At 71.9% G+C, this 21,624-nt stretch carries 22 protein-coding genes; 5 read left to right on the top strand and 17 right to left on the bottom strand.

Annotated elements, in window-relative coordinates:
• Positions 1-4 precede the first annotated feature (4 nt).
• The 13 genes from NI26_RS08030 to NI26_RS07970 all read right to left on the bottom strand — a co-directional run bounded on the left by NI26_RS08030 (position 5) and on the right by NI26_RS07970 (position 11,941).
• Positions 5-367, bottom strand: coding sequence for a rhodanese-like domain-containing protein (locus tag NI26_RS08030; RefSeq protein WP_081984848.1), 363 nt, complete (start codon positions 365-367; stop codon positions 5-7).
• Entirely contained in the window at positions 367-1,371 is a 1,005-nt protein-coding gene (gene secF, locus NI26_RS08025; RefSeq protein ID WP_066654302.1) for a protein translocase subunit SecF, read from the bottom strand. Before secF ends, NI26_RS08030 begins: the two co-directional genes overlap by 1 nt.
• Entirely contained in the window at positions 1,371-3,122 is a 1,752-nt protein-coding gene (gene secD, locus NI26_RS08020) for a protein translocase subunit SecD (protein ID WP_066654296.1), read from the bottom strand. The genes secF and secD overlap by 1 nt, the downstream gene beginning before the upstream one ends.
• A 92-nt stretch (positions 3,123-3,214) precedes the next feature.
• On the bottom strand, positions 3,215-3,610 hold the full coding sequence (locus NI26_RS08015; RefSeq protein ID WP_066654294.1) for a preprotein translocase subunit YajC: 396 nt from the start codon (positions 3,608-3,610) through the stop codon (positions 3,215-3,217).
• A gap of 168 nt (positions 3,611-3,778) precedes the next feature.
• Positions 3,779-4,807, bottom strand: a complete 1,029-nt coding sequence (gene ruvB, locus NI26_RS08010; protein ID WP_066654292.1) for a Holliday junction branch migration DNA helicase RuvB — start codon at positions 4,805-4,807, stop codon at positions 3,779-3,781.
• Entirely contained in the window at positions 4,804-5,424 is a 621-nt protein-coding gene (gene ruvA, locus NI26_RS08005) for a Holliday junction branch migration protein RuvA (protein ID WP_066654290.1), read from the bottom strand. The genes ruvB and ruvA overlap by 4 nt, the downstream gene beginning before the upstream one ends.
• 10 nt (positions 5,425-5,434) lie before the next feature.
• Positions 5,435-6,076, bottom strand: a complete 642-nt coding sequence (gene ruvC, locus NI26_RS08000; protein WP_235426326.1) for a crossover junction endodeoxyribonuclease RuvC — start codon at positions 6,074-6,076, stop codon at positions 5,435-5,437.
• 4 nt (positions 6,077-6,080) lie between these two features.
• Positions 6,081-6,845 carry a YebC/PmpR family DNA-binding transcriptional regulator gene (locus NI26_RS07995; RefSeq protein ID WP_066654289.1) on the bottom strand — a complete coding sequence of 255 codons (765 nt, stop codon included), beginning with the start codon at positions 6,843-6,845 and terminating at the stop codon, positions 6,081-6,083.
• Positions 6,846-7,008: 163 nt separating this feature from the next.
• Positions 7,009-7,602 carry a pyridoxal 5'-phosphate synthase glutaminase subunit PdxT gene (gene pdxT, locus NI26_RS07990; protein ID WP_081984845.1) on the bottom strand — a complete coding sequence of 198 codons (594 nt, stop codon included), beginning with the start codon at positions 7,600-7,602 and terminating at the stop codon, positions 7,009-7,011.
• On the bottom strand, positions 7,599-8,519 hold the full coding sequence (pdxS, locus tag NI26_RS07985) for a pyridoxal 5'-phosphate synthase lyase subunit PdxS (protein WP_066654286.1): 921 nt from the start codon (positions 8,517-8,519) through the stop codon (positions 7,599-7,601). The genes pdxT and pdxS overlap by 4 nt, the downstream gene beginning before the upstream one ends.
• A 12-nt stretch (positions 8,520-8,531) precedes the next feature.
• Positions 8,532-9,080 carry an HIT family protein gene (locus NI26_RS07980; protein WP_066658213.1) on the bottom strand — a complete coding sequence of 183 codons (549 nt, stop codon included), beginning with the start codon at positions 9,078-9,080 and terminating at the stop codon, positions 8,532-8,534.
• Between the two features lie 176 nt (positions 9,081-9,256).
• Positions 9,257-11,245 (bottom strand): threonine--tRNA ligase, encoded by a 1,989-nt coding sequence (thrS, locus tag NI26_RS07975; RefSeq protein WP_066658210.1) that lies wholly within the window; start codon positions 11,243-11,245, stop codon positions 9,257-9,259.
• 153 nt (positions 11,246-11,398) lie between these two features.
• On the bottom strand, positions 11,399-11,941 hold the full coding sequence (locus NI26_RS07970; RefSeq protein ID WP_066654284.1) for an adenine phosphoribosyltransferase: 543 nt from the start codon (positions 11,939-11,941) through the stop codon (positions 11,399-11,401).
• 166 nt (positions 11,942-12,107) lie between these two features.
• On the opposite strand from NI26_RS07970, the gene NI26_RS07965 reads away from it, so the two are divergent.
• Positions 12,108-13,118: a glycoside hydrolase family 6 protein gene (locus tag NI26_RS07965; RefSeq protein WP_158407753.1), complete on the top strand. Its 1,011-nt coding sequence runs from the start codon at positions 12,108-12,110 to the stop codon at positions 13,116-13,118.
• Between the two features lie 267 nt (positions 13,119-13,385).
• On the opposite strand, the gene NI26_RS07960 is transcribed toward NI26_RS07965, so the two are convergent.
• From NI26_RS07960 to ybaK, 3 genes are all read right to left on the bottom strand, one after another.
• Positions 13,386-13,619: a hypothetical protein gene (locus NI26_RS07960; protein ID WP_066654281.1), complete on the bottom strand. Its 234-nt coding sequence runs from the start codon at positions 13,617-13,619 to the stop codon at positions 13,386-13,388.
• A 697-nt stretch (positions 13,620-14,316) separates the two neighbouring features.
• Positions 14,317-16,920, bottom strand: coding sequence for an ATP-dependent Clp protease ATP-binding subunit (locus NI26_RS07955; RefSeq protein WP_066654279.1), 2,604 nt, complete (start codon positions 16,918-16,920; stop codon positions 14,317-14,319).
• A gap of 95 nt (positions 16,921-17,015) precedes the next feature.
• Positions 17,016-17,501, bottom strand: coding sequence for a Cys-tRNA(Pro) deacylase (gene ybaK / locus NI26_RS07950; RefSeq protein ID WP_066654277.1), 486 nt, complete (start codon positions 17,499-17,501; stop codon positions 17,016-17,018).
• Between the two features lie 67 nt (positions 17,502-17,568).
• On the opposite strand from ybaK, the gene NI26_RS07945 reads away from it, so the two are divergent.
• Both NI26_RS07945 and NI26_RS07940 read left to right on the top strand, forming a co-directional pair.
• Complete coding sequence (locus NI26_RS07945) at positions 17,569-17,871, top strand: hypothetical protein (RefSeq protein WP_066654275.1); 303 nt, start codon at positions 17,569-17,571, stop codon at positions 17,869-17,871.
• A gap of 57 nt (positions 17,872-17,928) precedes the next feature.
• A complete protein-coding gene (locus tag NI26_RS07940; protein ID WP_066654272.1) occupies positions 17,929-18,666 on the top strand; it encodes a YidC/Oxa1 family membrane protein insertase in 738 nt (245 codons plus the stop codon).
• 30 nt (positions 18,667-18,696) lie between these two features.
• Here the strand turns inward: NI26_RS07940 and NI26_RS07935 are convergent, their stop codons facing one another.
• The gene (locus NI26_RS07935) at positions 18,697-18,942 is read right to left on the bottom strand and encodes a hypothetical protein (protein ID WP_066654269.1); all 246 of its coding nucleotides are present in this window, start codon (positions 18,940-18,942) and stop codon (positions 18,697-18,699) included.
• A 109-nt stretch (positions 18,943-19,051) separates the two neighbouring features.
• Here NI26_RS07935 and NI26_RS16885 point away from each other — a divergent pair, with 109 nt between their 5' ends.
• Together NI26_RS16885 and NI26_RS07925 are read left to right on the top strand one after the other, a co-directional pair.
• Positions 19,052-19,960 (top strand): hypothetical protein, encoded by a 909-nt coding sequence (locus NI26_RS16885; protein ID WP_066654267.1) that lies wholly within the window; start codon positions 19,052-19,054, stop codon positions 19,958-19,960.
• 233 nt (positions 19,961-20,193) lie between these two features.
• On the top strand, positions 20,194-21,576 hold the full coding sequence (locus NI26_RS07925; protein ID WP_066654264.1) for an MFS transporter: 1,383 nt from the start codon (positions 20,194-20,196) through the stop codon (positions 21,574-21,576).
• Positions 21,577-21,624 lie beyond the last annotated feature (48 nt).

Here is a 21,624-nt window from a genome sequence, read left to right as displayed (position 1 = left end):
CCGGTCAGTGCTCGTGACGCGGTTCGCCCTGGGCGTCGCCGAACGATCCGGCGCGCACGACCGGCTCGCCCGCCTGCTCCCAGGCGACCATGCCGCCGGTCAGGTTCACCGCCGGCACCCCGGACTGCTCGAGGGCGGCGACGACCCGCGCGGAGCGGGCGCCGGAGTGGCAGACGACGATGGCGGGCTGGTCACCCCCGTCGATCTCCTGCCAGCGGGCCACGAGCTCGGACATCGGGACGAGCGTCGCCTCCGGGGCGTGCACCTCGTCCCACTCCCCCTGCTCGCGCACGTCGAACAACCGCGCGCCCCCGTCGAGCCGGCGTCGGGCTTCGGCCACGTCGACGTCGTGCACCTCGACCGCCATCAGGCGACCTCGGCCGCGGCGTCGACCTCGCGCTGGCGCTTCTCGGCCGCCCGCGTCTTCTTCGCGTCGGCCTCCTTGACCTTGGGCTCGTTCTCGCGGAGGTGGGCGTACATCGGCGACGCGATGAAGATCGTCGAGTAGGTGCCGACGATGATGCCGATGAACAGTGCCAGCGAGATGTCCCGCAGGGTGCCGGCGCCGAGCACGTACGACCCGATGAAGAGGATCGCGGCGACCGGCAGCAGCGCCACGACCGAGGTGTTGATCGACCGGACGAGCGTCTGGTTCACGGCGAGGTTCACCGACTGCACGAAGGTGCGGTGCGACTCCTGCGACGTGTTCTCGCGCACCTTGTCGAACACCACGACGGTGTCGTACAGGGAGTACCCGAGGATGGTCAGGAAGCCGATGACGGCAGCGGGGGTGACCTCGAGCCCGACGATGCCGTAGACGCCGGCGGTGATGAGCAGGTCGTGCAGCAGCGCGACCATGGCGGACACGGACATCTTCCACGTGCGGAAGTAGACGGCCATCACCACGGCCGCCAGCGCGAGGAAGATGACGAGACCGCGGATCGCCTGCGCGAGCACGTCGGCTCCCCAGGTCGCGCCGATGTACGTCGAGGCGACCTGGTCGTCCGACACGCCGTAGGCCTCGGCCAGGGCGTCCTGCACCTCGCTGGTCTCGCGGTCCGTCAACTGCTCGGTCTGGACGCGGATGCCGTCCTGGCCGACCTGGGAGACGCGCGGCACGCCCTCGGGGACGATCGACTCGACCGTTCGGGTGGCGACCGACTGGTCGAGGTCCTTCGCGTTCGAGATCGTGAACTCGGACCCGCCGGTGAACTCGATGCCGAGGTGGTAGCCGCCGCGGAGCCACGGCACCGCCAGCGACACGACGATCGCGATGAGGGCGATCAGGTACCAGGTCTTGCGGCGCCCGACGATGTCGTACGAACGCTTGCCCGTGTAGAGGTCGCTGCCGAACTGGCTGAAGCTGGCCATCAGTCGTCCTTCCCGTCCGGCGTGGAGCCGTTGTCGCCGGAGGCCTGCTGGGCCTTCCGCTCTGCGATCGTCTGGCGGCGCTGGGCCTCGCCCGCGCTGCGCTGGCGCTTGCCGTCCACGACCGGGGCGCGGAACTGCGCCCGACCGCGGTAGACGGCGCCGAGGGCGGACGGGTCGAGTCCGCTGAACTTGTGTCCCTCGCCGAAGAACCGGCTGCGCGCGATGAGCTGCATCATCGGGTGGGTGAAGAGGACCACGACGACGACGTCGATCAGGGTCGTGAGGAGCAGCGTGAACGCGAAGCCCTTCACGTCGCTGACGGCCAGGATGTAGAGCACGACCGCAGCGAGGAAGTTGATCGAGTCCGATGCCAGGATCGTGCGGAGCGCGCGCTTCCAGCCCGACTCGACGGCGCTCTCGAGACCACGGCCGTCGCGGAGCTCGTCACGGATGCGCTCGAAGTACACGATGAACGAGTCCGCCGTGATGCCGATGGCCACGATGAGACCGGCCACGCCGGCGAGTGACAGTCGGTAGTCGACACGCCACGACATGATCGCGATCACGAGGTAGGTCAGCACCGCCGCGACGCCGAGCGAGAGCACGGTGACGAACGCGAGCGCCCGGTACTGGATGATCGAGTAGATCACGACCAGGATCAGACCGATCAGGCCGGCGACGAGACCGCCGACGAGCTGTGCGGTACCGAGCGTCGCCGAGATGTTCTCGTTCGACTGCACCTGGAAGTTGATGGGCAGGGCGCCGTACTTCAGCTGGTCGGCCAGGGTCTTGGACGACTCGGCGGTGAAGTTGCCGGTGATCTGCGCCTTGCCGTTCGTGATGGCCGCGTTCGAGGCGGGCGCCGTGATCACGGTGCCGTCGAGCACGATCGCGAACTGGTTCTGCGGCGCGGGGAGCTTGACGAGGCGGCTCGTGACGTCGCGGAAGTCATCCGAGCTCTTGCCCGAGAACGTCAGGTTGACTGCCCACTGCCCGGTGGTCGCGCCCTGGGAGTCGGTGGCGAGACCCGAGGTCGCGTTGCTGATGCCGGAACCGGAGACCTCGACGGGGCCGAGGATGTACTTCGCGGCGCCGTCCTGGTCGCACGTGACGAGCGGCTCGTCGTCGGGCGCCGCCGTGACGTCGTCCGGGGCAGCGCAGTTGTAGTTCGTGTACAGGTCCTGCAGCGCCGGAGTGACCTGGGACAGGTCGCTGCCGTTGGTCGGCTTCGCGCTCGGGGTCGCGTCGAGCGATGCCGGCGGCGAGTACGGCGTCGGCGAGGCGGTCCCGCCGTCACTGCCGCCGACCGCCGTGTTCGTGGCCGCCTCGGTGTAGAGCACCGGTCGGAAGGTCAGCTTCGCCGCTGCCTCGATCCGGTCGATCGTCGCCTTGTCGGGCTTGCCGGGGATCGACACGACGATGTTGTTCGTGCCCTGCGTGTTGATCTGGGACTCGGAGACGCCGGTCGCGTTGATGCGCTGGCGGATGATGTTGACCGCCTGGTTCAACTGCTGCGAGGTGACGGAACCGCCCTCGGTGTTCTGCGCCGCGAGGGTCAGCTGCGTGCCGCCCTGCAGGTCGAGCGCCAACTCGGGGACCCAGCTCGCGCCGGCGAACCACTCGTCGGTGTCGTCCTTGCTGTTGGCGGCGAGCACCGACGCGGCGGTGTTCAGGCCGGCCAGGGCAGCCATGATGATCACCAACCAGGTGAGCGAGCGCAGCGCCTTCTTGACGGGTGTCGATCGTGCCACCGGTCGTCTCGTCTTTCTGTTCAGGACCGACGACCTCACGGCCGGCGGCAGGGGTGTGGCCGCCGGGTCGGTGGACCCGGCGGCCGAGGGCGTCAGTCTTCGGTCTTGCGCTTCGTCGGGTCCGACTCGTCGACACGCTCGCCGTAGACGGGCTCGCCGTTGAGGTCGGCGATCGGCTTCGGCGCCGCAGCGTCGTCCTCGGGCACGACGGTGGTCTCGACGTCGGACGCGTCCTCGTCGACCACGCGCGACAGGGTCTGGCGGTGCACCGTCACGATGGTGCCGGGGGCGACCTCGACGTCCGCCGTGACCTTGTCGTCGTCGACGGACACGAGCGTGCCGTAGAGGCCGAACGAGAGCATGACACGGGAGCCCGGGACCATCTTCGTCTGGAGCTCCGCCTGCTGCTTCTTGCGCTTGCGGCTGCTGTAGAACATGAACGCGGCGAACGCCACGATGATGACGATGAGGAAGAGTGATTGGTCCATGGGGGCGGTGCCTTCTCTGGTTGCTCGGATCCAGCCGGAGCGGTCGCTGCTCGGCTTCGGGCCGTAGCAGTCTAGGGCACGGGCGTGTCCGCGATCGGGCAACCGCCTGAGTCCGTGCGGGCCGACCACGACACTCGGGCGACCGGGATCAGAATATCGTATACCTGATCAGTCGTCGAACAGGCCGGGCTGCGCGCCGACTCCGTCGCCCGGGGACATCCCGAAGTGACGCCAGGCCTGCGGGGTCGCGATCCGCCCGCGGGGCGTCCGGGTCACGAGTCCGACGCGGACCAGGAAGGGCTCGACCACCGACTCGATCGTCTCGGACTCCTCGCCCACGGAGACGGCGAGGGTGTTCAGGCCCACGGGGCCACCGTCGAACCGCGTGAGCATCGTCTCGACGACGGCGCGGTCGAGCCGGTCGAGCCCGAGCTCGTCGACGTCGTACAGGTCGAGCGCCCCCTGCACGGCGGCCATCCCGTCCGAGGTGCCGTGCACGAGGGCGTAGTCGCGCACCCGGCGCAGCAGGCGGTTCGCGATGCGCGGGGTGCCGCGGGAGCGACCGGCGATCTCGCGCAGGGCGGACCGGTCGATGCGCAGGTCGAGCAGGTGCGCCGCGCGGATCAGCACCTGTTCGAGTTCGTCCTTCTCGTAGAACTCGAGGTGCGCGGTGAAGCCGAAGCGGTCGCGGAGCGGGTTCGGCAGCAGCCCGGCGCGCGTGGTCGCACCGACGAGGGTGAACGGCGCGAGGTCGAGCGGGATGCTCGTCGCGCCGGCACCCTTGCCGACCATCACGTCGATCCGGAAGTCCTCCATCGCGAGGTAGAGCATCTCCTCCGCCGAGCGCGCCATCCGGTGGATCTCGTCGATGAAGAGCACTTCGCCGGGGACGAGGGAGGACAGCACCGCGGCGAGGTCGCCGGCGTGCTGGATCGCGGGGCCGCTCGACATCCGCAGCGGCCGACCGGACTCGTGCGCGACGATCATCGCGAGGGTCGTCTTGCCGAGCCCGGGCGGACCGGCCATGAGGATGTGGTCGGGGGTGCGTTCCTGCATGGCCGCCGCCTTGAGCAGGAGGTCGAGCTGGCCGCGGACCTTGCGCTGCCCGACGAACTCGTCGAGCGACTTCGGTCGGAGCGCGCCCTCGAAGGCGAGCTCCTCCTGCGACTCGGCTCCCGCCGAGGTGATCCCGCTCACCGGCCGGCCCCCGCGGGACGCAGGGTGCCGAGCGCGGCGCGGAGCAGGGCCTGCGTGCCCATCGCAGCGGCACCCGGGTCGCTCGCCACGACGGCGTCGACGGCGGACTGTGCCGCGTCCTCGCGCCAGCCGAGTCCGACGAGCGCCGACACGACGTCGAGCGCGGCCGGGTGCGCGCTGCCACCCGCGACCGTCGCGGACGCAGGCGCCTGCTCGAAGGCCACGAGCTTGCCGGAGAGGGCGACCGTGATGAGCTTCGCGGTCTTCGGGCCGATGCCGGACACCTTGCGGAACGCCGCGTCGTCCTCGCTCGCGACGGCGTTGGCGACCTGTGCCGGGTCCATGTGGGCGAGGACGCCGAGCGCCGACTTCGGCCCGACGCCGGAGACGCTGCGGAGCAGGTCGAACACCTGGAGCGCGTCGGTCGACTCGAAGCCGAAGAGCAGGTGCTCGTCCTCGCGCACGATCATCGCCGTGCGCAGGAACACCTCGGAGCCGTGGCGCATCGTCAGTGCGTGCGCCGGGGTGACCGTGACGGCGTACCCCACTCCCCCGACCTCGACCACGACGGCCGATCCGGAGACGTCGATGCAGGTTCCCCGGAGGCTCGCGATCATGCCCACGAGCCTAGGGCCGCCCACCGACGGCGCCGGCCCGCCGCGCGGCGGCACCCGGACGCGATGCCGCGGCAGCGGCACGCGCGAGCGGCGTGTCCGCGACCCCGGCCTGCGCGTCCCGCCAGGCGCGCTGTGCCGGGGTGAGCGTCGACGGGCCGGGACCGACCCGGTCGGGTGATCCGAGCCTCCAGGCATGGCAGACCGCCAGGGCGAGCGCGTCCGCGGCGTCGGCGGGCTTCGGGGCCTCGTCGAGCCCCAGCACCCGCGCGATCATCGTCTGCACCTGGCGCTTGTCGGCGTTCCCGTAGCCGGTGACCGCCGCCTTGACCTCCGACGGCGTGTGCAGCCCGACGGGCAGCCCACGGGCGGCGGCGGCGTGCAGCGCCAGCCCCGCCGCCTGCGCGGTGCCCATGACGGTCCGGACGTTCGCCTGTGCGAAGACACGCTCGACCGCCACCGCGTCGGGGCGGTGGTCGTCGATCTCGGCAGCGATGCCGTCGGCGATGCGCAGGAGCCGCTGCTCCAACGCCATGTCCGCGGGCGTGCGCACGACCGTCACGTGGACGAGTCGTGCGCGCCGGTTCGGTGCGACCTCGACGACGCCGACGCCGCACCGGGTGAGCCCGGGGTCCACCCCGAGCACACGGAGCACCGGACTAGTCCTCGTCCTCGTCGAGCTCGGCCTGGACGTCCGCGGGGATGTCGAAGTTGGCGTAGACGTTCTGCACGTCGTCGCTGTCCTCGAGCGCGTCGATCAGCTTGAAGACCTTGCGGGCGGTGTCGGCGTCGACCGGGACCTTCACCCCGGGGACGAACTCGGCATCGGCCGAGTCGTAGTCGATGCCGGCGTCCTGCAGCGCCGTGCGCGCCGCGACGAGGTCGCTCGCCTCGGTGATGACCTCGAAGCCGCCGCCCTGGTCGACCACGTCCTCGACACCCGCGTCGAGGACGGCCGTCATGACGGTGTCCTCGTCGAGACCGTCGGTCTTCGTGACCGAGATGACGCCCTTGCGCGAGAAGTTGTAGGCGACGCTGCCCGGGTCGGCCATGGTGCCGCCGTTCCGGGACATCGCCGTCCGGACCTCGGCCGCAGCGCGGTTCTTGTTGTCGGTGAGGCACTCGACGAGCATCGCGACACCGTTCGGGCCGTAGCCCTCGTACATGATCGTCGTGTACTCGATCGACTCACCGGTCAGGCCGGCGCCGCGCTTGATCGCGCGGTCGATGTTGTCGTTCGGGACCGAGGTCTTCTTGGCCTTCTGGACGGCGTCGACCAGGGTCGGGTTGCCCGACAGGTCCGCGCCGCCCATCTTCGCGGCGACCTCGATGTTCTTGATGAGCTTGGCGAACGACTTCGCACGGCGCTGGTCGATGACCGCCTTCTTGTGCTTCGTCGTTGCCCACTTGGAATGCCCGGACACGGTGCTCCTTGCGTCTAGCGGAAGATCCGGACCAGTCTACCGGCCGGGAGGCGCGGATCACCGCCGCCCCGCCCCCTTGCGCGAAACGCAACGTCGGTGACACCGCGCAGTGCGATGCCGCTGCGAGGAACCGCCGACGTTGCGTCTTGCGGGTCGGGAGGACCTAGGCGCTGCGGACGATGTCGAGGAAGCGGCGGTGGAAGCGGTCCTCGCCGGCGACCTCGGGGTGGAACGCGCTCGCGAGCACGGCGTCCTGCTGCACGGCGACGACCTGCCCGTCGGCGAGGGCACCGAGTACCTGGACGCTGGCGCCGTGCTCCTCGACCACGGGGGCGCGGATGAACACCGCGTGCACGGGGGCCTCGCCGAGTGCCGGCATCGGGATGTCGGTCTCGAAGGAGTCGTTCTGGCTGCCGAAGGCGTTGCGGCGCACGGTCGTGTCGAGCACGGCGAGCGTCTGCTGCCCCGGGATGCCCGCGGCGATCCGGGAGGACAGCATGATCATCCCGGCACAGGTGCCGTAGGCGGGGAGTCCCCCGCGGATCGCTGCGCTCAGTGGCTCGGCGACGCCGAACGTCCGGGACAGCTTGTCCATGACGCTCGACTCACCGCCGGGGATCACGACGCCGTCGAGCGCCTCGATCTCCTCGGGCCGACGGAGCGGCACCACGTCGGCGCCGAGCTCCGTCAGCGAGGCGATGTGCTCGCGGAAGTCACCCTGCAGCGCGAGGACCCCGATGCGGGGTCGGGCGCTCACCAGCCGCGCTCGGCGAGGCGGTGCGGAGCGGGGACGTCGGCGACGTTGATGCCGACCATGGCCTCGCCCAGACCGCGGGACACCTCGGCGATGACCTTCGGGTCGTCGTGGAAGGTCACGGCCTTGACGATCGCCGCGGCGCGCTTCGCCGGGTCGCCCGACTTGAAGATGCCGGACCCGACGAACACACCGTCCGCACCGAGCTGCATCATCATCGCGGCGTCGGCCGGGGTCGCGACACCACCGGCGGTGAAGAGCACGACGGGGAGCTTGCCGGTCTGCGCGACCTCCTTCACCACGTCGAACGGGGCCTGGAGCTCCTTCGCGGCGACGTAGAGCTCGTCCTCCTTGAGGTGGCGGAGCGCAGCGATCTCCTTCGAGATGGTGCGGATGTGCTTCGTGGCCTCGGACACGTCACCCGTGCCGGCCTCGCCCTTGGAGCGGATCATCGCCGCGCCCTCGGTGATGCGGCGGAGTGCCTCGCCCAGGTTCGTGGCGCCGCAGACGAAGGGCGTCGTGAACTTCCACTTGTCGATGTGGTTGACGTAGTCGGCGGGCGACAGCACCTCGGACTCGTCGATGTAGTCGACGCCGAGCTCCTGCAGCACCTGCGCCTCGACGAAGTGGCCGATGCGGGCCTTCGCCATGACGGGGATCGAGACGGCGGCGATGATCTCCTCGATCATCGACGGGTCGGACATGCGGGCCACGCCGCCCTGCGCGCGGATGTCGGCGGGGACGCGCTCGAGGGCCATGACGGCGGTCGCGCCGGCTTCTTCCGCGATGCGGGCCTGCTCGGCGTCGATGACGTCCATGATCACGCCGCCCTTGAGCATCTCGGCCAGGCCGCGCTTGACGCGGTCGGAGCCGGTGATCGAGGTGCCGTTGGTGCCCGAGGTGCTGGTGCTGTCGCTCATGATGCCGACAGTCTAGTCCGCAGCGGGCCAGCCGTCGGCGACGAGCCGGCGGGTGTCACCGAGCATCTGGGACATGGACTTCGTCCGGGCGATGATCGGGAAGAAGTTCGAGTCCGACGCCCACCGCGGCACGATGTGCTGGTGCAGGTGCGCGGCCACACCGGCGCCCGCGATCTCGCCCTGGTTCATGCCGATGTTGAAGCCGTCGCAGTGCGACACCGCACGCAGTACGCGCATCGCGGTCTGGGTCAGCTCGGCGATCTCCCGGATCTCCTCCACGGTCGCCTCGTCGTACAGCGGGACGTGGCGGTAGGGGCAGACGAGCAGGTGCCCGTTGTTGTACGGGAACAGGTTGAGCAGCACGTAGGCGTGCTCACCGCGGGCGACGATCAGGGCGTCCTCGTCGGACTTCCGCGGCGCCTCGCAGAACGGGCAGTCGTCCTCGTGCCCGCGGCCCCGACCTTCCCGCCCGGCGTCGATGTAGGCCATGCGGTGCGGGTTCCACAGGCGCTGGAAGGCGTCCGGCACCGCCGCACCCGTGGCCGCGTCGCGGATCACCAGCGGGTCGTCCGCGCTGCCGGTGCCCGCGGCACCGCCCGTGTCGACGACCGGCGTACCGGGGTCGGCCGGGATCGCGGAGCCGGCCGGCCTCCCGGAGTCGGCCGGGGCCCCGGAGCCGGCCACGTCGACGACGTGACCGGTCCCGGGGACGGACTCCGTGCCTCCCGTGCGGTCCATCAGACCTGTGCGCGGTCGCGGATCGCAGTGAGGATGCGGTCGACCGCCTCGTCGACCGGCACGCCGTTGTCCTGGCGACCGTCGCGGAAGCGGAACGAGACCGCCCCGGCGTCGCGGTCGTCGCCACCGGCGATCAGCTGGAAGGGCACCTTCGCCTTGGTGTGCGTGCGGATCTTCTTCTGCATCCGGTCGTCCGAGTGGTCGACCTCGGCGCGGACGCCGTGCGCACGGAGCTTCGCGACGACCTCGTCGAGGTAGTCGCCGTACTCCGCGGCGACCGGGATCGCGACGACCTGCACCGGGGACAGCCACGCCGGGAACGCACCCGCGTAGTGCTCGGTGAGGACGCCGAAGAAGCGCTCGATCGAGCCGAACAGGGCGCGGTGGATCATCACGGGACGCTGCCGCGAGCCGTCCGGGGCCGTGTACTCGAGCTCGAAGCGCTCGGGCAGGTTGAAGTCGAGCTGCACGGTCGACATCTGCCACGTGCGACCGATCGCGTCGCGAGCCTGGACGGAGATCTTCGGACCGTAGAACGCCGCACCGGCGGGGTCCGGGACGAGTTCGAGACCGGACTCCTCGGCGACCTCGCGCAGGGTGTTCGTGGCGATCTCCCACACCTCGTCGTCGCCGACGTACTTCTCCGGGTCCTTCGTGGAGAGCTCGAGGTAGAAGTCGTCCAGCCCGTAGTCGCGGAGGAGCGAGAGCACGAACTCGAGCGTCGTGGTCAACTCCTCCTTCATCTTCTCCTGCGTGGTGAAGATGTGGGCGTCGTCCTGGGTCATGCCGCGCACGCGGGTCAGGCCGTGGATGACGCCGGACTTCTCGTTGCGGTAGACCGTGCCGAACTCGAACATCCGGAGCGGCAGGTCGCGGTAGGAGCGGGCCTGCGAGCGGTACGCCAGGATGTGCATCGGGCAGTTCATCGGCTTGAGGTAGTAGTCCGCACCCTGTCGGGTGACGTTGCCGTCCTCGTCGCGGGCCTCGTCCATGTGCATGGCCGGGAACATGCCGTCCTTGTACCACCCGAGGTGGCCGGACTGCTCGAACAGGTCGCCCTTCGTGATGTGCGGCGTGTAGACGAAGGAGTACCCCTCCTGCTCGTGCCGGCGGCGCGAGTAGTCCTCCATCTCGCGGCGGATGATGCCGCCCTTCGGGTGGAAGATCGCCAGGCCCGAGCCGATCTCGTCCGGGAACGAGAACAGGTCCAGCTCCGCGCCGAGCTTGCGGTGGTCGCGCTTCGCGGCCTCCTCGAGTCGGACGAGGTACGCCTTGAGCTGGTCCTTGTCCGGCCAGGCGGTGCCGTAGATGCGCTGCAGCTGCGGGTTCTTCTCCGAGCCGCGCCAGTACGCCGCCGCGACGCGCATGAGCTTCGCCGCGTTGCCGATCCACCGGGTGTGCGGGACGTGCGGGCCACGGCAGAGGTCCTGCCAGACGACCTCGCCCGACTTCGGGTCGACGTTCTCGTAGACCGTGAGCTCGCCGGCCCCGACCTCGACGCTCTCGCCGGAGTCGCCCTCGGCCGCGGCGCCCTTGAGGCCGATGAGCTCCTGCTTGAAGGGCTCCCCCGTCATCAGTTCGCGGGCCTCGTCGTCGGTGACGACCTTGCGCCGGAAGCGCTGGGCCTGCTTGACGATGCGGTCCATGCCCTTCTCGATGGCCTTGAGGTCCTCGGGGGTGAAGGGCTCGGCGACGTCGAAGTCGTAGTAGAAGCCGTCGGTGACGGGCGGGCCGATGCCGAGCTTCGCGTCCGGGTTGATCTGCTGCACTGCTTGCGCGAGCACGTGTGCGGCGCTGTGCCGGAGGATGTCGAGGCCGTCCTGCTCGTCGAGCGTCACCGGTTCGACGGTCTCCCCCGCCTCCACGTCGGCCGCGAGGTCCTTGAGCACCCCGCCGACGCGGATCGCGACGACACCGCGGACGCCGTCGAAGAGCTCGGTGCCCGTCGTGGCCGTCGTCGCGGTGCGGGGCTCGGGTGCCTGGGGCAGGTCTGCGGGCTCTGGTGCGACTGCGTCGGTCACGATCGTGGTGCTCCTCGGTTGGTTCAGGGGTGGGTCAAGACTAGTGCGCGGCCGCAGCGGTCCAGGCGCGGCCGCGGCGGTCCAGGCGCGTCCGCGGCGGTCCAGGCCGGCGGCAGCGGTTCAGGCGGGGACGCGGCCGAGCGTCGTGACGGGCAGGCGCGGCTCGAGGCGCTCCCGACCGGAGAGCCCGTCGAGCTCGAGCAGCGACGCGAAGCCGATCGCCTCGTACCCGGCACGCTCGAGGAGCGTGATCGTCGCCGCAGCGGTGCCCCCGGTCGCGAGGACGTCGTCGACGACGAGCACGCGCGTGCCCTGCGGGAGCTGGCCCGGCCGGAGCTCGAGCTCTGCCTCGCCGTACTCGAGCGCGTACTGCTCGCTCAGGACCTCGCCGGGCAGCTTGCCGGCCTTGCGGACCGTCAGCACGCCGACCTGGTGCTGGGCCGCGATGCCCCCGGCCAGGGCGAAGCCGCGGGCCTCGATGCCGGCGACCGCCTGGAACCCCGCACCGATCGCGAACGGCGCCGCGAGGGCCTCGCAGACCCGTCCGAACGCCACGGGGTCGGAGAACACCGGCGTCACGTCGCGGAACAGGATGCCGGGCTTCGGGAAGTCCGGGACGATGGCGGTCAGGCGTTCGACGAGTGCAGCTGCGGTTTCGGTCACCGCACAACGGTACGCGACCGCAGGCGCCGCACGCGCCCGGCCGTCCGTCGCCTGTCCCTCGTTCTGGAGATCGCCCCGACGCCGCCCCGCGGGTTCTGATGGTCTGCGGCAGGTGGAGCGGGACGGCAGGGACGTCCCGGCAGCGGACGGACACAGGACGGGGACCATGTACTCGAGGATCAGGACGATGGTCGCGCTCGCCGTCGTGGCGACGGCGGTGGTCGGGGGCACCGTGACGTTCCCCGCGGCTGCGACGGCGGCGTCCACCGCGCCGCTGCCGCGCGCTGCCCTCCACTCCGCGACGCCCGGGCAGGTCTTCGCCGGTGGGTTGTACCGGCAGCCGGACAGCCAGCCCGCCCAGGCCGCGGCGGCGCTCAGCGCGGCGGGGAGGACGACCGAGGCCGCAGCGGCCCGCACCATCGCGCAGCAGCCGATCGCGATCTGGCTCGGCGAGTGGTACACGGGCGACGCGCTGGACCGGGTGATCGCGCGGAACCTCGCCGCCGCGGAGAAGACGGGCACGACGCCGGTGTTCGTCACGTACGCCGTCCCGAACCGCGACTGCGGCGGGTACTCGGCGGGCGGCCTCTCCCCGTCCCGGTACGCCGCGTGGAACCGTCGCATCGCGGCCGACCTCCAGGGGCACCGGGCCGTCGTGATCGTCGAGCCGGACTCCCTGGCACACCTGAGCACGTGCACCGCCGAGCGAGCCCGACGGCCGGGCCTCATCGCGGCGGCCGTGCGCGTGTACGCCGCCGCGGGGGTCCCCACCTACCTGGACGGCGGGAACGAGGACTGGAACCCCGCGGAGCTCCAGGCGACGTACCTGCGGGAAGCCGGTGTCGCCCAGGCCCGGGGGTTCTTCACGAACGTCGCGAACTTCTACGGCGTCGACGGTGAGCGGGCCTACGCCGAGCGGCTCAGCGCGATGACGGGTGGAGCACGGTACGTCGTCGACGTGTCGAGGAACGGTCGTGGGTGGCTCGGCACCTGGTGCAACCCGACCGGGGCCGGTCTCGGAGGGAAGCCCCACGTCGCAGCGGGCACGACCCGGCTCGACGCCCTGCTCTGGGTGAAGACGCCGGGGGCGAGCGACGGGACCTGCAACGGTGGGCCGGCGGCGGGGACGTGGTTCCCGTCGTACGCGGTCGCAATGGTGGCCAACCGGAAGCGGTAGGCGCGGGGTCGCGGTCCCGCGCGGGGCGGGTGCCGTATGTGCGGCGGGCGCGGCGAGCCCAGCGGACGCGGCGGGCGCCGCGTTCGTCGCGGAGCACAACGGGAAGCACCTCGCGCCATGCGATCGCATGGCGCGAGGTGCTTCTGGTTGTGCGGAGGCCGTGCGCGCGGCGCTGTCGCGGCTGCGGCTGCGGCTGCGCGCCGCCGCGTCGGCGCAACCGGAGCGCCGCCGCGTCGGCGCAGCCGGGCCGCGCCGGGTCGCGGCGCGTCAGCGCCACATGCGCATCGCGGCGCTCCGCACGAGCAGCTCGAGCTCGCGCTCGCGCCGCTCCCGGTCGAGCCGCTGACGGGTGGCGTGGTCGACCGACGGACGCGCGTGGTGCGTCCGACGACTCCAGATGATCAGCGACATGCCGATCCGGAGGGCGATGCGGTCGGCGAGCGTGACCCGGCGGCGCACCGCGCGGGTGTCAGGGGGACGGACGTCGATGTCGTTCGACACGATGGTGCCTTTCGTGGGTGCCCGAGGGCATGACGGAGATCCCGACCGCCGACCGCGTGGATGCGTCGGGAACGGGTTCGCGAAGAACGCCCGGTGAATGCGGGCGAGAATGATCGGCAGGGCGCGCAGGAATGCGCGAGGCTGCATTGTCGGTGAACGATCGGGTCACCGAGTGGAATCGTCGGAGAGACGTCCGACGCTCGCGGTCCGATCTCGATCCACCACGCCGCGCCCCCGGCTGCCGTCAGCAGGACGGGCGTCCGTCAACGGGACGGGCGTCCGTCAGCTGGACGGGCAGCCGTGGCCTGCACGGCGTGTGTGGTGCGGCACAGCGGGGCTGTGCGACGACGATCGGGACCGCACCACCGCGTGCTCAGGGCAGCGACGAGCGGGACCTCGGTCGATCGAGGAGAACGGCTGGAGCGGGGCGTCCCGCGTCAGTGCGAACGGAGCGGGGTGCCGCCGATCCCACGGATTCCACGGAACGGGTTCGTCATGGCGATCATCATTGTCGGCCCCCTCTCGGTCTCGTACAGCCGGTGATGCTCGTGAACACTATCGGCGTCGGGAATGCGAGCGCAACCCCTTTCTCGAACCTTTCCGGAATCGCATCCGAGAACAGACGAGGACGTCGCAGGACGCGGAACGGCCCCGGTACCGCTGGTGTGCCGGGGCCGTTCCGTGTGAGCGGGTCGGATCAGACCGTCGCCGGGGCTGACGCCCGGGCGACGAGCCGGCCGTCCTCGAGGTCGATCCGGACGGTGTCGCCGGCGTGCGCCTGCTCGTCGACCACCAGGGTCGCGATGCGGTCGTCGACCTCGCGCTGGATGAGTCGACGGAGCGGACGGGCGCCGTACTCGGGCTCGTACCCGTGCTCGGCGAGCCAGTCGGTCGCCGCCTCGGACACCGCCAGGGTCATCCCCTGGGTGAGGAGCCGGAGCGCGGTGTCCTGCAGCAGCAGGTCGACGATCGACCGCAGCTGCTCCTGCGACAGCTTGCGGAAGAGCACGATCTCGTCGATGCGGTTGATGAACTCGGGCCGCATCGACTCGCGCAGCCTGCCCATCACACGGGCGCGCAGGTCCTCCTCGGAGTAGCTGCCGTCCGCCGAGGCCGAGAACCCGAGCGCACCGGAGCGCGATGCGAGGAACTCCGAGCCGATGTTCGACGTCATGATGACGACGGTGTTCCGGAAGTCGACCGTCCGTCCCTGTCCGTCGGTGAGGCGGCCGTCGTCGAGCACCTGCAGCAGCAGGTTGAAGACGTCCGGGTGCGCCTTCTCGACCTCGTCGAGCAGGACCACCGAGTACGGGTTGCGACGGACGCGCTCGGTGAGCTGCCCGGCCTCCTCGTGACCGACGTACCCGGGAGGGGCACCGACCAGGCGGGAGACGGTGTGCCGTTCGCCGAACTCGCTCATGTCGAACCGCAGCATGGCGGACTCGTCGCCGAAGAGCGATCCGGCCAGGGCCTTCGCGAGCTCGGTCTTGCCGACGCCCGTCGGGCCGAGGAACAGGAAGCTGCCCACGGGACGACGCGGGTCGCCCATGCCGGTCCGGCTGCGTCGGACGGCGGTCGCGATGGCGCGCACGGCGTCGTCCTGGCCGACGACGCGCTCGTGGAGTTCGTCCTCGAGCGCGGCGAGGCGCGAGCGGTCACCCTGCGAGATCCGGGTCGCCGGGATGCCGGTGGCACGCGACACGACCTCGGCGACGTCTGCCTCGGTGATCACGCGGTCGGCGGTCGACGGCCGGGAGGCACTGCTCGCGTCCCCCTGCGAGGCGGCGGTGATCTGCGCCTCCAGTCCGTCGATCTCGTCGCGCAGGCGCGACGCCTCCTCGTACAGCTCCTCGGCCACCGCGCGGTCCTTGTCGGCCTGCAGCTCCGCGACCTGGTCACGGAGCGCCTCGACGTCGACGTCGCCCGACAGGGCGAGACGGCGTCGTGCCCCGGCCTGGTCGATGAGGTCGATCGCCTTGTCCGGCAGGTGCCGGTCGGTCACGTACCGGTGCGAGAGCTCCACCGCGGCGCGCAGGGCGTCGTCGGTGTAGGTCACGTCGTGGTGCTCGGCGTAGCGCGGGGCGAGGCCGCCGAGGATCGCGACGGCGTCCTCGATGCTCGGCTCCCCCACCCGGACCGGCTGGAAGCGCCGCTCGAGCGCGGCGTCCTTCTCGATGCGGCGGTACTCGCGCAGCGTCGTCGCGCCGACCAGGTGCAGGTCGCCGCGGGCCAGGCGGGGCTTGAGGATGTTGCCGGCGTCCATCGAGCCGCCCTCGCCACCGCCCCCGGCGCCGACGACGGTGTGCAGTTCGTCGATGAAGACGATCAGCTCGTCCGCGTGCGCCGCGATCTCGTCCATCGCCGTCGTCAGGCGCTCCTCGAAGTCGCCGCGGTACCGGGTGCCGGAGAGCATGCCGGCGAGGTCGAGCGCGACCACCCGCTTGCCCCGGAGCAGCGCGGGCACGTCGCCGTCGGTGATCCGCTGCGCGAGCCCCTCGACGATCGCGGTCTTGCCGACGCCGGGCTCACCGATGAGGACGGGGTTGTTCTTCGTGCGGCGGAGCAGGATCTCGACGGTCTGCTCGATCTCGTCGGCGCGGCCGATCACCGGGTCGATGCGTCCGTCGCGGGCGCGTTCGGTGAGGTCGGTGCCGAACCGGTCGAGCGTCGGGGTGTCGCTCGTCGTGCCGTTCGTGGGGTCGGCGGTGGTCTCGGTGGCTCCGGGCATCGGGCGTCCCTCTCGTGCTGCTGCCGCGGCCTGCTGGGCGTGCTCCTGCAGGTGCTGCGGGGTGACACCGGCGCTCGCGAGCAGCTGCCCGGTGACGGTGTCCTGGTCGGTGACGAGCGCGAAGAAGACGTGCTCGGGGTCGGTGTAGGTGCTGCCGAAGGCCTTGGCGGCCTGGGTCGCCTCGAGCAGGATCCGCTGTGCGGTCCCGGTCAGGGCGGGCTGCCCGGTGCGCTCGGGACGCGGGTCCGTCGGCGCGGGGAGGCGTTGCTCGACCTCGGCGGCGAACTGCTCCGGGTCGACACCGGCGGTGCGCAGGACCGCGGTGAAGGGCTCGGTGCGCACGAGCACGTGCAGGACGTGCAGCGCGTCGATCTCGTGCTGGCCCTGTGCGACGGCGTACTCGGCGGTGTGCTGGAGCACCTCGTGGGTACGTCGGCTGAGGAGCCGCGTGATGTCGACCGGGCGTCCCAGCGGGACGGATCGCTGGGCACCGGACTGCTGGGCCGCGATGAGCCGCGCGATGAACGCGTCGAACGCGTCGTCGCCACCGGTCGGGCCGAACGTTGCTGGCAAAGGGACCTCCTGGGAACTTGAGTGCCTTCGACTCAATGCAACGCTGGAGGACCCGCTCCATTCCCGGCGGGTGAAGAAACTTGCGTCAGACCGACTCAGGTCCTCGCGATGGCCGCCGTGGAGGCGCCGGTGACGCGGACCAGGTCGGCCGGCGCGACCTCGATGTCGAACCCGCGGCGCCCGCCGGAGACGAAGATGCTCGGGTGCTCGAGCGCGGTCTCGTCGACGACCGTCCGCAGGCTGGTCTTCTGTCCGACCGGACTGATCCCGCCCACCACGTACCCGGTCCGCTTCTCGGCGAGGGCAGGTTGGGCGAGCGTCGCCTTCTTGCCGCCGAGGGCAGCTGCGATGGCCTTGAGGTCCAGGCGGTTCGCGACCGGCACGACCGCCACGGCCAGCTGCCCGTCCACCGAGACGACGAGCGTCTTGAACACCTGGTCCTCACGGAGCCCCAGTGCCGCGGCGGCCTCCTCACCGAAGTTGGTCGCGGTCTCGTGGTGCTCGTAGACGTGCGGCGTGAACGGGATCCCCGCCCGCTCCAGGGCGAGGGTCGCTGGGGTGCTCGGCGATCCTGCGGTCATGCCTGCGATCCTGCCCGTCCGGGACTGCCGGTCCTCGACGGCACGCGGGGGTTACGCTGAACGGACCATGACCGTCGTCGAACTCCTGCTGCGCGCCCTCGCGGTGCTGCAGATCGGCGATGCCGGCCTGCTCGGTCCGTCGGGTTCCCCGGCGCCCCTGCTCGCCGTCGCCGCACTCGGCCTCGCCGCCGTCGCCGTCACGGTGCTCGTCGTCCGGCTGCTCGCGACGTCGCTCGGTGTCGATCCGGGTGCCGAGGGCTCCGAGCGGACGGGCGCAGCGGTGGAGCGGGCGACCCGCATCGCGTGGAGCCACCCCGACGCCGACGGCCAGGTGCGGTCGCGAGCACCGGGAGCGCCGACACCGGCCTGACCGCCCGCGGGTGGTCGGGTCACGTCGTCACGGACCCCTCCACTCGAACGGAACGTCATGGACATCACCACCCTGCCCGTCGTCGGCGACCTGCTGCGCGCCGGCGTCGACCTGCTCACCGCGCTCACCGCAGCCCTGTCCCCCGTCGCCGGTGGCGCCGCAGCGGCGCTCGCCGTCGTGGCGCTCACCCTGGGCGTGCGCATCGTGCTCGTCCCGCTCGCCGTCCTGCAGGTGCGGGCCGAGCGCGACCGGCGTCGACTCGCCCCGCAGCTCGCCGCCCTCCGCAGGCGCCACGGTGCGGACACGCGACGCCTCCAGGAGGCCGTGCAGCGCCTGTACACCTCCGAGCGCGTCTCCCCGCTGGCCGGGTGCCTCCCGGTGCTCGCGCAGGCTCCGGTCCTCTCGCTCGTGTACGCGCTCTTCACGCACGCGTCGATCGCCGGCGCCGCGAACGCCCTGCTCGACGCGACACTGGTCGGGATCCCGCTCGGGCACACGCTCCTGGTGGCGCTCGCGTCGCCGCTGTGGAGCCACGCCTGGGTGGTACTCGTGCTGCTCGTCGTGATGGCGGTGGTGGTCGAGGCGTCGCGCCGGGCCACCGTGCACTGGAACCCGACGGCGGAGCCGGCCGCCGGTACGCCCGGGGCCGGTCCGGCCGCTGCCCTGGCGCGCTGGGCGCCCTTCGCGTCGGTCGTCCTCGCCGCGGTCGTCCCGCTCGCCGCGACGCTCTACGTCGTCACGAGCGCCGTCTGGACCCTCGGGGAACGCGCGGTGCTGCGCCGGATCGTCCGCTGAGCCGGGCAGGGGGGCGCGGGGCGGCCGGTCTCAGCCGCCCTGGCCCTCCTGCTGGGGCCCCTGGTCGACGGGGTCGTACTCGGTGCCACGGCCCTGCTCCTCGTCGGGGGTGGGGACGTGCCGCTCGGTCCCGCTGCCGCCGGGGCTCGTCGCCACGTAGTCGGCCTCGCCGGACTGGGTGTCGTGGCTCAGGGGCTCGAGCGTCTCGGGCTCGGCGTCGTGCCGGGTCTGGTCGTGGCCGGAGGCGTCGTGCCCGGTTCCTGCGTCGGTGCTCATGCCACCCGTCTACGCCTCGGGGACTGGACACCTCCCGCTCGGGGGGCGGACGTGCCGTCGTCCGGGTGGGAGCATGTGGGTGTCCGGTGCGTCCGGACCGGGAGTGCGCATGGCCGACGAGGACGTCACGGCGGAACGGGCACGACTCGAGGCCCTCGCGTGGGGAGCCGGGGTCGCGGCCGAGGACGCTGCGCGCGCCCGGCTCGAGCTCCGCGGGCTGCGGGACGGCAGCACCGTCGCGGGCGCGACGCCGCCGGCCGGGACGACGACCGACGACGGACGTCCGGCGGACCGCACGACGAGCGAGGCCGGACGGTCGTCCGTCGCTGCGTCGACCGCTGACCGACCGACACCGGCGGCGGGGCCGATCCGGACCGGGCCCGGCTCGGCCGGTGCGTCGGCGCCCGCCGACCCGGTCGGGCCGGAGGGCGAGCAGGAACGGACCACGGGACCGGGTGCCGCCCGCGCCGGGGGCGGGGCGGACCTCCAGGCCGGGAGTCCCACGTGGCGGACGCGGGTGAGCGGACTGCTCTGGACCGCGCGGCCGCGCGCCTGGATCGCGCTCGGCGCGGCAGCGGTCGTCGGCCTGGCGTTCGCGGCGGGCACGCTGGTGGGCACGACCGACGGGCAGCTGGCCGCCGCGCCCAGCACGACACCGACACCCGGCGCGATCACCCTCGAGGAGCTGCTGGACATCCCGCAGACCTCCGCGGACCAGCTGCCGGGCCCGGTCGAGGCGCCCGTGAGCCTCCGCACGACCCGGCTCGTGTTCACGAACCGGGCCCTGGACGGCAGCGCCTTCGAGACTCCGTGGAACGTGTGGGCCGGGGTCGGGACCGACCGCGAGACCATCTGCCTGGTGGCGACCGCGAACCGGCTCGAGTCGACCACCGCCTGCTACCCGCGTGAGGACGCCCTGCACGGGAACGTCTCGCTCTCCGCCCAGTCGATGAGCGGCACGCTCACCGTCACCCTGCGCGGCGGCGGTGTGCAGGGCACGGTGACGAACGAGAACTGATCGGGAATGCTCGTCCGAGCATCTCGTTGGAGCGCTACAAGATTCTTCGGCGACCCCCTCGCGCGATCCGGATGCTCCGTGCAACACTGGATGTGCGCACTCGCCGTGGAGTCGTCACAACCCGACCGGGTCGTTCGACCCGGACCACACCCACCGCGAGCGCGCACCGCGCACCGCCGTCACGACGGCCGGTCCGACGCGCGCTCCGGCGTTCCCCGGAGGAGGTCAGCAGCGTGTCCACCAACACCACCACCTCGGCCGTGTCGACGAGCACGCGGCCGATCACCGTCACCAACCGGTCGATCGTCGGCATCGCCGTGCTCGGGCTCGCCACCTTCTTCGCGATCACCACGGAGCTCATGCCGGTCGGGCTGCTCGGCACGATGAGCCGCGACCTCGGCGTCAGCGAGTCGACGATGGGCTTCGTCGTCACCGTCTACGCCGCAGCCGTGGCGATCCTCGCCCTCCCGCTGACGTCGCTCACCGCGCGGCTCCCCCGCAAGGCGGTCCTGGTGTCGACCCTGGTCGGCTACGCCGTCTCGAACGTGCTGGTCGCGGTCGCGCCGAGCTTCGCCGTCGTCTGCGCGGGTCGCGTCGTCGGCGGCGTCGCACACGCGCTCTTCTTCTCGGTCGCGTCGGCCTACGCGACGCGGATCGTGCCCCCGCGGCTGGCCGGACGCGCGATCGCCTTCGTCTACTCCGGCAGCTCGCTCGGCTTCGTCCTCGGCGTGCCGCTGGCCACCTGGGTCGCGCAGACGATCGGGTGGCGCCCCGCCGTCGGCTCCGTCGCGCTCGCCGCAGCCGTCCTCGCGCTGGTCGCGGTCGCGTTCCTGCCGGCGGTCAGCGGGACCGCGTCCCCGCACATCGGTTCACCCCGCGCGTGGGCCCGCACCGGACTGCTCTCCGTCGTCGTCGCCGACCTGCTGCTCTTCGCCGGGCACTACGTCGTCTACACCTACATCGGCCCGTACGCGATCGACGCCGGGCTCGACGCCGGCATGGTGAGCGGTGCGCTCCTGGTGCTCGGCGGGACCGGCATCGTGGGCCTCTGGCTCGCCGGCACCTTCGTCGACCGGGCACCGCGGCAGACGTTGATCGCCGCCGTCGCCGTGATGGCCGCCGCCTTCGCCGTGCTGCCGTTCGTGCACGGCTCGCTGTTCGGCACCATGGTGGTCGCCGGGGTCTGGATGGCGGCGAACGGCACGACCGGCACCCTCTTCATGGCCGCGGCGATCCGCACCGGCGGCGTCTCCCCCGACATCGCCGGCGCCCTCGTCAACGGCGCGTCGAACATCGGCATCGCGGGCGGGGCAGCCGTCGGCGGGCAGGCGCTCGGTGCGGTCGGCCTGCAGTACCTGCCGTTCGCCGGCGCCGTCGTGCTGATCGGCTCGCTCGGCGTCGTGCTCGCGGCGCGCCGCGGCTTCCCGGTGCACACGCACGCGCAGGAGCACCTGTCCACGACGTCGGTCGAGGCGATCACGTCCTCACTCGCCGTCGTCACCAGCTCGGTGCCGGTCGTCAGCCGCGCGATCGCCACCATCACCGGGTCGATCGGCGTCGCCACCGGCACGGTGTCGACCGCGACGGGATCCGTGCGGACGCAGCGGCGGCGCTGAGCCCGGGACACGGGAGCGGGGCGGGCCGACCGGTGTCGACCCGCCCCG

The sequence above is a fragment of the Curtobacterium sp. MR_MD2014 genome (genome assembly GCF_000772085.1).
In the GTDB taxonomy this organism is placed as follows: domain Bacteria; phylum Actinomycetota; class Actinomycetes; order Actinomycetales; family Microbacteriaceae; genus Curtobacterium.
Note: the sequence above shows the minus strand (reverse complement) of the source record. Positions and strands in the feature narration are given on the sequence as shown.

What these genes read in the sequence shown, in the direction of transcription:
- NI26_RS16885 (WP_066654267.1), top strand. Translation starts at nt 19,052, where the DNA reads ATGGCCGACGAGGACGTCACGGCGGAACGGGCACGACTCGAGGCCCTC.
- ybaK (WP_066654277.1), bottom strand. Translation starts at nt 17,501, where the DNA reads ATGACCGCAGGATCGCCGAGCACCCCAGCGACCCTCGCCCTGGAGCGG.
- ruvA (WP_066654290.1), bottom strand. Translation starts at nt 5,424, where the DNA reads ATGATCGCGAGCCTCCGGGGAACCTGCATCGACGTCTCCGGATCGGCC.
- NI26_RS07940 (WP_066654272.1), top strand. Translation starts at nt 17,929, where the DNA reads ATGGACATCACCACCCTGCCCGTCGTCGGCGACCTGCTGCGCGCCGGC.
- NI26_RS08030 (WP_081984848.1), bottom strand. Translation starts at nt 367, where the DNA reads ATGGCGGTCGAGGTGCACGACGTCGACGTGGCCGAAGCCCGACGCCGG.
- NI26_RS07935 (WP_066654269.1), bottom strand. Translation starts at nt 18,942, where the DNA reads ATGAGCACCGACGCAGGAACCGGGCACGACGCCTCCGGCCACGACCAG.
- pdxS (WP_066654286.1), bottom strand. Translation starts at nt 8,519, where the DNA reads ATGAGCGACAGCACCAGCACCTCGGGCACCAACGGCACCTCGATCACC.
- NI26_RS07945 (WP_066654275.1), top strand. Translation starts at nt 17,569, where the DNA reads ATGACCGTCGTCGAACTCCTGCTGCGCGCCCTCGCGGTGCTGCAGATC.
- NI26_RS07965 (WP_158407753.1), top strand. Translation starts at nt 12,108, where the DNA reads ATGTACTCGAGGATCAGGACGATGGTCGCGCTCGCCGTCGTGGCGACG.
- secF (WP_066654302.1), bottom strand. Translation starts at nt 1,371, where the DNA reads ATGGCCAGCTTCAGCCAGTTCGGCAGCGACCTCTACACGGGCAAGCGT.
- NI26_RS08015 (WP_066654294.1), bottom strand. Translation starts at nt 3,610, where the DNA reads ATGGACCAATCACTCTTCCTCATCGTCATCATCGTGGCGTTCGCCGCG.